Here is an 8,981-nt window from a genome sequence, read left to right as displayed (position 1 = left end):
CCCACTCCTTATATATTTCTTTCTGTATACATTGAATTTGTATTTAGTAAAATGCAGACAACACCACGGATCGGCTTTTGGCTGGACAATTCCAACCAAACACCGCAGCAGACAGCAGAAACCATTCTGAACGTTAGGAAGCCGGTATGATTGTTACATATAAGGGGAAGAAAAATTTCTTTTAGGTACTTGCTTTCCTAAAACTGATGTGATACAATGATTTAGTCCAGAAAAGGAGTAAAAAATATGCGGCAAGATATTCTTAAATAAAACTATAATCAAATAGTGGGAACAAAGGATTATGATAGCTCCTTTTGTAGGGGCTTAGTTTTTTGTACCCAATTTAAGAATACTTTTGCCTTATCAATTTTGACATATCCCCAAAAACAGCAATCACAAACAGGTGTATGCTGTATATGTGTATGTCCGCAACTTATAATCCCCAGTGGTAAAAGTATTTTACTGCTGGGGATTTTTATGCCCTTTGGGGCTGTAAAGGGAGGACAATCACATGAAAATAATCAATATTGGAATTCTTGCCCATGTAGACGCTGGAAAGACGACCTTGACGGAGAGCCTGCTATATGCCAGCGGAGCCATTTCAGAACCGGGGAGCGTCGAAAAAGGGACAACGAGGACGGACACCATGTTTTTGGAGCGGCAGCGTGGGATTACCATTCAAGCGGCAGTCACTTCCTTCCAGTGGCACAGATGTAAAGTCAACATTGTGGATACGCCCGGCCACATGGATTTTTTGGCGGAGGTGTACCGCTCTTTGGCTGTTTTAGATGGGGCCATCTTGGTGATCTCCGCTAAAGATGGCGTGCAGGCCCAGACCCGTATTCTGTTCCATGCCCTGCGGAAAATGAACATTCCCACCGTTATCTTTATCAACAAGATCGACCAGGCTGGCGTTGATTTGCAGAGCGTGGTTCAGTCTGTTCGGGATAAGCTCTCCGCCGATATTATCATCAAGCAGACGGTGTCGCTGTCCCCGGAAATAGTCCTGGAGGAAAATACCGACATAGAAGCATGGGATGCGGTCATCGAAAATAACGATAAATTATTGGAAAAGTATATCGCAGGAGAACCAATCAGCCGGGAAAAACTTGTGCGGGAGGAACAGCGGCGGGTTCAAGACGCCTCCCTGTTCCCGGTCTATTATGGCAGCGCCAAAAAGGGCCTTGGCATTCAACCGTTGATGGATGCGGTGACAGGGCTGTTCCAACCGATTGGGGAACAGGGGAGCGCCGCCCTATGCGGCAGCGTTTTCAAGGTGGAGTATACAGATTGCGGCCAGCGGCGTGTCTATCTACGGCTATACAGCGGAACGCTGCGCCTGCGGGATACGGTGGCCCTGGCCGGGAGAGAAAAGCTGAAAATCACAGAGATGCGTATTCCATCCAAAGGGGAAATTGTTCGGACAGACACCGCTTATCCGGGTGAAATTGTTATCCTTCCCAGCGACAGCGTGAGGTTAAACGATGTATTAGGGGACCCAACCCGGCTCCCTCGTAAAAGGTGGCGTGAGGACCCCCTCCCCATGCTGCGGACGTCGATTGCGCCGAAAACGGCAGCGCAAAGAGAACGGCTGCTGGACGCTCTTACGCAACTTGCGGATACTGACCCGCTTTTGCGCTGCGAGGTGGATTCCATCACCCATGAGATCATTCTTTCTTTTTTGGGCCGGGTGCAGTTGGAGGTTGTTTCCGCTTTGCTGTCGGAAAAATACAAGCTTGAAACAGTGGTAAAGGAACCCACCGTCATTTATATGGAGCGGCCGCTCAAAGCAGCCAGCCACACCATCCATATCGAGGTGCCGCCCAACCCGTTTTGGGCATCCATCGGACTGTCTGTTACACCACTCCCGCTTGGCTCCGGTGTACAATACGAGAGCCGGGTTTCGCTGGGATACTTGAACCAGAGTTTTCAAAACGCTGTCAGGGATGGTATCCGTTACGGGCTGGAGCAGGGCTTGTTCGGCTGGAACGTAACGGACTGTAAGATTTGCTTTGAATACGGGCTTTATTACAGTCCGGTCAGCACGCCGGCGGACTTCCGCTCATTGGCCCCGATTGTATTGGAACAGGCATTGAAGGAATCAGGGACGCAACTGCTGGAACCTTATCTCTCCTTCACCCTCTATGCGCCCCGGGAATATCTTTCCAGGGCTTATCATGATGCACCGAAATACTGTGCCACCATCGAAACGGTCCAGGTAAAAAAGGATGAAGTTGTCTTTACTGGCGAGATTCCCGCCCGCTGTATACAGGCATACCGTACTGATCTGGCCTTTTACACCAACGGGCAGAGCGTATGCCTTACAGAACTGAAAGGGTATCAGGCCGCTGTCGGCAAGCCAGTCATCCAGCCCCGCCGTCCAAACAGCCGCCTGGACAAGGTGCGCTATATGTTTCAGAAGATAATGTAACGTCTTGCGCAATGCAAGCGTTCATTGCTGGCTATTGCGAAATATCATTGATAAAATCAGTATCAGAGAGGAGAAACTATTTTGAACCAGGAACAGACGAATATTACAACAGGAAAGCAAATACGTCATCTGCGAACACAATTGGGAATGACACAGGAAGAACTAGCCGGGGAATTGAATGTTACCCGGCAGGCACTATCGAATTGGGAGAGAGATGTTAATGAACCCGATTTAAATATGTTGAAAAAAATTTGCTTTCTTTTTGGAGTCAACATGGACGATTTTGCGAAGGAGGTAATAACAAAGATGGAAACATATGAAAAAAAGGAGAAACGACAATTTAATAAGTACGATATGGCAATTGGACTTTTTTATGGTGTTGGTATATTTCTTGGCATTGGTATTTTCTTTGTTGGCGGTTTTATGACAATGTCAGGTGCAGGGTGGGGAGCATCACTATTTGGCGGTGGCTGTTTTTCTCTTGTATTTGGCTTGATATGCCATGCAGTTATTACATTGAGAAGAAATGACAAATGATGACATATCCTGCTTTCTATACTTTTCGGTAATACCGAGTAAAAAAAGCCGCTGCTTTTGGCTTTCCAATAGCGGCGGCTTAATGCAAGCGGCGGCAAAGGGAAATATCCTTTGAATACCTTACAGAAGAAAAGTTTTGCAGCATTACAAAAATAAAAGCCTATACCATTTTGGAAAGAAAAGATACATAATAGTCAAGACGACAACAATCAGAAGTTATGGAGGGTAACAATGGAATATAGTAAGGAAGATTTAATGGAAGCAAAAAAGCAAATTTTGGGAGTGGGAGAGAACATGGGAACAGAGGAAAGTAAAAAAATCTGGGAGGAGAACGCACAATTTTGGGATAATGCAATGGGTGACGAATCTAATGAATTTCACAGAGAGGTAGTGCGCCCCAAAGTAACGGAACTTCTATCTCCTAATCCTGCGGATTACATTTTGGATATTGCGTGTGGCAATGGAAATTATTCTTCGTATCTTGCACAAAGAGGTGCTTCGGTTGTCGCTTTTGATTACAGCAAAAAAATGATAGAATTGGCTAAAAGACGGCAATCACAATATGCAAAACAAATTGAATTTTGTGTGGCGGATGCGACCGATAGAAAAAGTATATTAGAATTAAAAAGAAATCGAGCCTTTACGAAAGCAGTTTCTAATATGGCAATTATGGATATTACGGACATTGAACCACTTCTTATGGCTGTTTATGAACTGTTGCAGGAAAGCGGAATTTTTGTCTTTGCAACGCAACACCCTTGTTTTGTCACGTTGACTGAAAAATATATGACACCGCACAGTTACTATGATATAGCGATTGAAGGGCAACCGAAAGAGCAGATTTATTATCATCGTTCCATACAAGATATTTTTAACCTTTGTTTTAGAGCTGGATTTGTCATTGATGGATTTTATGAAGAATGTTTCAAAACCAACAAAGAAATTCCTATGGTAATGATAGTAAGGCTTAAGAAGGTAAAACGTGATAGCTTAAAATAAATTCAAGTTTGTCGGGTAAATAGCAAACCCAGCCGAGCCAGTCAACGATAAAATGAACGCCGCTTCGCGCCGTCGTTGACAGCCCCGCCCGTCTTTGCTGGTAGGCAATCAAGGGGCGACAGCAAGGAGTACTGCCGCCCCGCACTATTATTCAGAGAGGGGGAATTTCCATGACCGAAGATGAAGCCTACAAGGTGCATATCCAGTACACATTCAATGCCTTTTGCAAGGTAGTCATTCGTCACGCAGCCATAGATAAAATCTTGAAGCTGCGCCGGAGGTGGGAACGGGAAGTTTCCCTTGATTATCTGATGAGTGAAAAGTTTGTCCAGCTTGCCGAGCCGGAGTAGCTTGAAGAATATCTTTTTACCGCCTGCGGCCAGACCGCCGTTCTGTATCATGCGGAGCTTGCCGCCGCCCTTGCCCTTTTGCCGGAGCAGACGCAGGAAGAAATTTTTCGTTACTATTTCCTGCGCCAGCCGCAGCGAGTGATCGGCGTACATATTGGCCGGACACGCAGCACAGCGGGGCGGCATATCCGGCTTGCCTTGCAGCGGTTAAGGCGGCTCATGGAGGGAAATGACTATGAGTAAACTTCTCCCCTATGAAACAATCGTCAAAGCCCATGAGGGCGACCCGGACGCAATCGACACCATTCTTTCCCACTATGCCGGATATATCCGCTACTGTTCCAAAGTACACGGGAAAGTCAACGCCGAAGTTGAGGAACATATAAAGCAACAGCTCATTGCCGCCCTGTTCAAATTTCGCTTTGACCGATAAACAAAGAACAAACACTGGCTGTCATTAGCGGTTTCACTCCAGCCAGTTTACAATTCATCTATTCCTAAAGGAAGCAGGTCATAGTATAATAGAACCAACGACAAATATACTTTTAGGGGAGATATAGCAATATGAAAAGTAATAAATACTTAACTATTGGCTTATTAACAGGATTTATTGTCGGTGGTTGCATAGGTGTGTTGGCATGGGCGTTTTTGCAAAATCTTTTTGCTATTTCTATTTGTGCAGGTATCGGAATGTTGATTGGAATTGTTATAGGTACATTGATTGATTATGAAAAAAATAATCATCAAGAGAAATAGAAAAAATGCACAATGCCTTAAAGGGAAAACAGGAATTTATTGTGCTATCCATCATCGGGCCAACCTGACCTGAACTTTCAAAACTGAATATCCACCGCCCATCGGCGGCCAGCGAAAGCAGTAAGTCTGAAAAAGATTTGCTGCTTTTTTCTTTATCCGTTTGGCAAAATCGCAAAGTCATCCGTAGTAGGTAGGTGAAGCCGGAAACAAAAAATTTTCTGCGGCGGTAGCCAAATCTGCATTTTCTGTATTTCTAAGGCAAAGGAAAATTTGAGAAAATTCCCGGCAAGCGGGTAGCTGGCGGCCTTTGAAATGTATCTTTAGCGGAAAGAAAGAACTGCGGGTAAAAATCGCCCCACGCCGTAAGATTTTTGCAGAAATCCGGCCAAAACAGGCGGCAGCTATACGAGTAGTAAGTGCAAGGGGAAATCTACGGCTTACTTAGAGCAAGTTTCTACCACGGTGCCAAAATCCGCAATTCTGCGGTTTTGCCCCTCGCGGGAAACTTGTTGGGGAGTGCCTTCCCCAAACCCTGCTATGCGGCTTACGCCGCAAAAATATTTCTGTCCGGCAGACAGGAAATGCCCCGAAAATAGCTAACAGACCAGCCCATTTTTTGTGATAAGTGAAAGGAGGTTTACAGCCCATGCCGAAGCGATACAACACCCCCCACCGCAGCCATGTTGTGAAAACCCGGCTGACCGATGAAGAATACGCCGACTTCACAGAACGGCTTGCGCCCTATGGTATCAGTCAGTCCGAATTTCTCCGGCAGGCCATCCGGCGCACTACCATACGCCCCGTACTCCATGTGTCGTCAGTCAATGACGAGCTGCTCTCCGCTGTCGGGAAGCTCACAGCCGAGTACGGCAGGATTGGCGGCAATCTCAACCAGATTGCCCGCACCCTCAACGAGTGGCATAGCCCCTACCCGGCTATGGCAAAGGAATTGCGGGAAGCGGCCGCCGACCTTGCCGCCCTCAAGTATGAAGTCCTAAAGAAAGTAGGTGACGCCGTTGGCAACACTCAAGCATTTAGGCTCTAAGAACGCCGACTACGGAGCCGCCGAACAATACCTGCTCTTTGAGCATGACGAATTTACTATGAAGCCCGTCCTTGATGAAAACGGCAGGCTTATCCCCCGTGAGGATTATCGCTTGTCCACGCTGAACTGCGGCGGCGAGGATTTTGCCGTTGCGTGTATGCGCTCCAATCTCCGCTATGAGAAAAATCAGCGGCGGGAGGATGTGAAAAGCCACCACTATATCATCAGCTTTGACCCACGGGACGGGCCGGACAACGGCCTGACCGTAGACCGGGCGCAGGCGTTGGGGGAGCAATTCTGTAAAGAGCATTTCCCCGGCCATCAGGCCCTTGTCTGCACCCACCCGGACGGGCATAACCACAGCGGCAACATCCATGTGCATATCGTCATTAACAGCCTGCGGATAGAGGAAGTGCCGTTCCTGCCCTACATGGACAGGCCAGCGGACACGAAAGCCGGGTGCAAGCACCGCTGCACCGACGCAGCCCTACGCTACTTCAAGTCCGAGGTCATGGAGATGTGCCACCGGGAAGGACTTTACCAAATCGACCTCTTGAACGGCAGCAAGAACCGTGTCACAGACCGGGAATATTGGGCGCAGAAAAAGGGACAGGCCGCACTGGACAAGCAGAACGCCCCCATGATTGCAGGCGGTATCACGCCCCGGCAGACCAAGTTTGAAACGAACAAGGAGAAGCTGCGGCAGACCCTACGGAAAGCCCTTGCCACCGCTGCCAGCTTTGACGAGTTTTCCTCTCTGCTGTTGCGGGAGGGTGTGACCGTCAAGGAGAGCCGGGGGCGGCTGTCCTACCTCACGCCAGACAGGACGAAGCCTATCACCGCCCGGAAGCTGGGCGGCGACTTTGACCGCACCGCCGTCCTTGCCGTTTTGGAGCAGAACGCCCAGAGGGGCGTAACGGTTCGCTACACCCCGCAGCACCAAGCCGCCAGAGCCGCCGAACAGACCGCAGCCATACCCGAATACCTACACGCCGGGAAAGGCCGCTTACAGGGCGAAAAGACAGGGAAAATCGACCCCAGACAGGACAGTGTGCAGCGGCTTGTGGACATTGAGCAGAAGATGGCCGAGGGCAAGGGCAAAGGCTATGAACGATGGGCGAAGATACACAATCTGAAACAGGCCGCCAAGACCCTGACCATCTACCAACAGTACGGCTTTTCTTCCCCGGAACAGCTTGAAGCCGCCGTTGCTACCGCCTATCAGGAAATGCGCCAGACCAGCGGCGAACTGAAAGCACTGGAAACGAAGCTGCAAGGGAAAAGGGAGTTGCGGCAACAGGTACTTGCCTATGCCAAGACCAAGCCCATCCGCGAGGGGCTGAAAGCGCAGAAATCCGAGAAAGCCCGCGCCGCATACCGCCAGGCAAACGAGAGCGATTTTATCATAGCCGAAGCCGCCGCCCGGTATTTCAAGGCACAGGGGCTTACCAAGCTGCCCGGCCGAAAAGCGTTGCAGGCCGAGATCGAGCAGCTTATCTCCGAGAAAGACGGCCTGTACAACACCTATCACGAACAGAAGCAGCGGTTCAGGGAGTTGCAGACCGTCAAGCGGAACATCGACCAGATTTTGCGCCGGGAAGAGCCGCACCGCAGAAAGGAGCAGAGCCATGAACGATAAGCCGTCCCGCATGGACTACCGCCAGCACCAGGCAGCCCGCCGCCTTGTGCATGAGTGCTGTAACTACGACGAGGGGAACTGCCTGCTGTTAGACGACGGGGAGCCTTGCGTGTGCGTCCAGAGCATTTCCTATTCCCTCATGTGCCGCTGGTTCCGTGTGGCTGTCCTGCCCCTTGACGGGGAGCTGGCCGCAGCCCTCTTGTACCGGGGGAGCCGGAAACGCTGCGCGGTCTGCGGGGCGGCCTTTGTCCCCAAATCCAACCGGGGGAAATACTGCCCCGGCTGCGCCGGGTGCATGAAGAAACGCAAAGCCGCCGAGAGAAAGCGGAAACAAAGGCAGAAATGTCACGCTTTAGAGCCTTTCAAACCCGCATAAATCAAGGCTTTTTTCGTGGGTGTCAAAGGGTATGCGATACATTTATCCTTTCCCCCCGGAAATGCCGTCCTAATGCGTGACAAAGCCCAAAAACGACACAACACAGAGGGAGGTGATACTATCGCTGATTATATCAGGGCAGACACCACGCTGCCCGCCTATCTTCCATACCCCCGTTTCCTGCTGAAAATGGAGATTTCACAGACCGCCAAGCTGCTGTATGCGCTTTTATTAGACCGCTCCACCCTGTCACAGAAGAACGGCTGGCAGGACGGCGAGGGCAGGATATTCATTGTCTACCCCGTTGCGGAGATAGCGGAAATGCTGGACAAGGGTTGTACCGCCATCAAGGGAGCCTTGAAAGAACTGGACGCAGCCGGGCTTTTAGAACGGGAACGGCGGGGCTTCTCCGCACCCAATCGGCTTTATGTGAAAGTGCCGCCTGTCCCAGTGGTACGGTTTTCCGACCAACTGATGGCCGGAAAAGCGACCCTCATACAGTCGGAAAAGCGACCTTATGACGGTCGGAAAACCGACCCTATGATGGTCGGAAAACCGACCCCTAACAAAACTAATATAAACAACTTAATAGAGAACCAAACAATGAGAGCGAGTGGGGAGCCGCCCACAGCTTATGGCCGATATGAGAATATTTTTCTGTCAAAGGACGAATATGACGAGTTACAGGCAGAATACCCGGACAGGCTGGAACGGCTGATTGAGGAAATGAGCCATTACCTTGCCGCCAGCGGGAAAGCCTACCAGAATTATGCCGCCGCCTTGCACAGATGGGCGGCCAATGACAAAAAGGGAGCCGTAAAACAGGGCATCCCCGACTATACCTGTAT

General features: G+C 49.7%; 10 protein-coding genes. 9 read left to right on the top strand and 1 reads right to left on the bottom strand.

Features of this window, described 5'->3' with window-relative positions:
- The first annotated feature begins 511 nt into the window (after positions 1–511).
- The 3 genes from tet(W) (at position 512) to BBOU_RS09615 (ending at position 3,967) form a co-directional block, all read left to right on the top strand.
- A complete protein-coding gene (gene tet(W), locus BBOU_RS09625) occupies positions 512–2,431 on the top strand; it encodes a tetracycline resistance ribosomal protection protein Tet(W) (protein WP_000691721.1) in 1,920 nt (639 codons plus the stop codon).
- Positions 2,432–2,512: 81 nt separating this feature from the next.
- Positions 2,513–2,968: an XRE family transcriptional regulator gene (locus BBOU_RS09620; RefSeq protein ID WP_001071126.1), complete on the top strand. Its 456-nt coding sequence runs from the start codon at positions 2,513–2,515 to the stop codon at positions 2,966–2,968.
- Between the two features lie 255 nt (positions 2,969–3,223).
- Positions 3,224–3,967, top strand: a complete 744-nt coding sequence (locus BBOU_RS09615; RefSeq protein WP_106052388.1) for a class I SAM-dependent methyltransferase — start codon at positions 3,224–3,226, stop codon at positions 3,965–3,967.
- Positions 3,968–4,008: 41 nt separating this feature from the next.
- On the opposite strand, the gene BBOU_RS09670 is transcribed toward BBOU_RS09615, so the two are convergent.
- The gene (locus BBOU_RS09670; RefSeq protein WP_021659603.1) at positions 4,009–4,470 is read right to left on the bottom strand and encodes a hypothetical protein; all 462 of its coding nucleotides are present in this window, start codon (positions 4,468–4,470) and stop codon (positions 4,009–4,011) included.
- 82 nt (positions 4,471–4,552) lie between these two features.
- Between BBOU_RS09670 and BBOU_RS09605 the strand changes: the two genes are divergently transcribed.
- From BBOU_RS09605 to BBOU_RS09580, 6 genes are all read left to right on the top strand, one after another.
- Positions 4,553–4,750 carry a helix-turn-helix domain-containing protein gene (locus BBOU_RS09605; RefSeq protein ID WP_001909500.1) on the top strand — a complete coding sequence of 66 codons (198 nt, stop codon included), beginning with the start codon at positions 4,553–4,555 and terminating at the stop codon, positions 4,748–4,750.
- A 131-nt stretch (positions 4,751–4,881) separates the two neighbouring features.
- Complete coding sequence (locus BBOU_RS09600) at positions 4,882–5,073, top strand: hypothetical protein (RefSeq protein WP_000841357.1); 192 nt, start codon at positions 4,882–4,884, stop codon at positions 5,071–5,073.
- Positions 5,074–5,719: 646 nt separating this feature from the next.
- Complete coding sequence (locus BBOU_RS09595) at positions 5,720–6,118, top strand: plasmid mobilization protein (protein WP_001126628.1); 399 nt, start codon at positions 5,720–5,722, stop codon at positions 6,116–6,118.
- On the top strand, positions 6,081–7,757 hold the full coding sequence (locus BBOU_RS09590; RefSeq protein ID WP_003695449.1) for a relaxase/mobilization nuclease domain-containing protein: 1,677 nt from the start codon (positions 6,081–6,083) through the stop codon (positions 7,755–7,757). The genes BBOU_RS09595 and BBOU_RS09590 overlap by 38 nt, the downstream gene beginning before the upstream one ends.
- A complete protein-coding gene (locus BBOU_RS09585; protein ID WP_000998386.1) occupies positions 7,747–8,133 on the top strand; it encodes a cysteine-rich VLP domain-containing protein in 387 nt (128 codons plus the stop codon). Before BBOU_RS09590 ends, BBOU_RS09585 begins: the two co-directional genes overlap by 11 nt.
- A gap of 72 nt (positions 8,134–8,205) precedes the next feature.
- Positions 8,206–8,981, top strand: a 776-nt coding sequence (locus BBOU_RS09580; RefSeq protein ID WP_035142633.1) for a replication initiator protein A, incomplete at its 3' end; no start/stop codon positions are given.

This window comes from Bifidobacterium boum, assembly GCF_000741535.1.
GTDB classification, from domain to species: domain Bacteria; phylum Actinomycetota; class Actinomycetes; order Actinomycetales; family Bifidobacteriaceae; genus Bifidobacterium; species Bifidobacterium boum.
The sequence above is the reverse complement of the archived record's forward strand: the minus strand, read 5'-3'. Positions and strand labels throughout refer to the sequence as shown.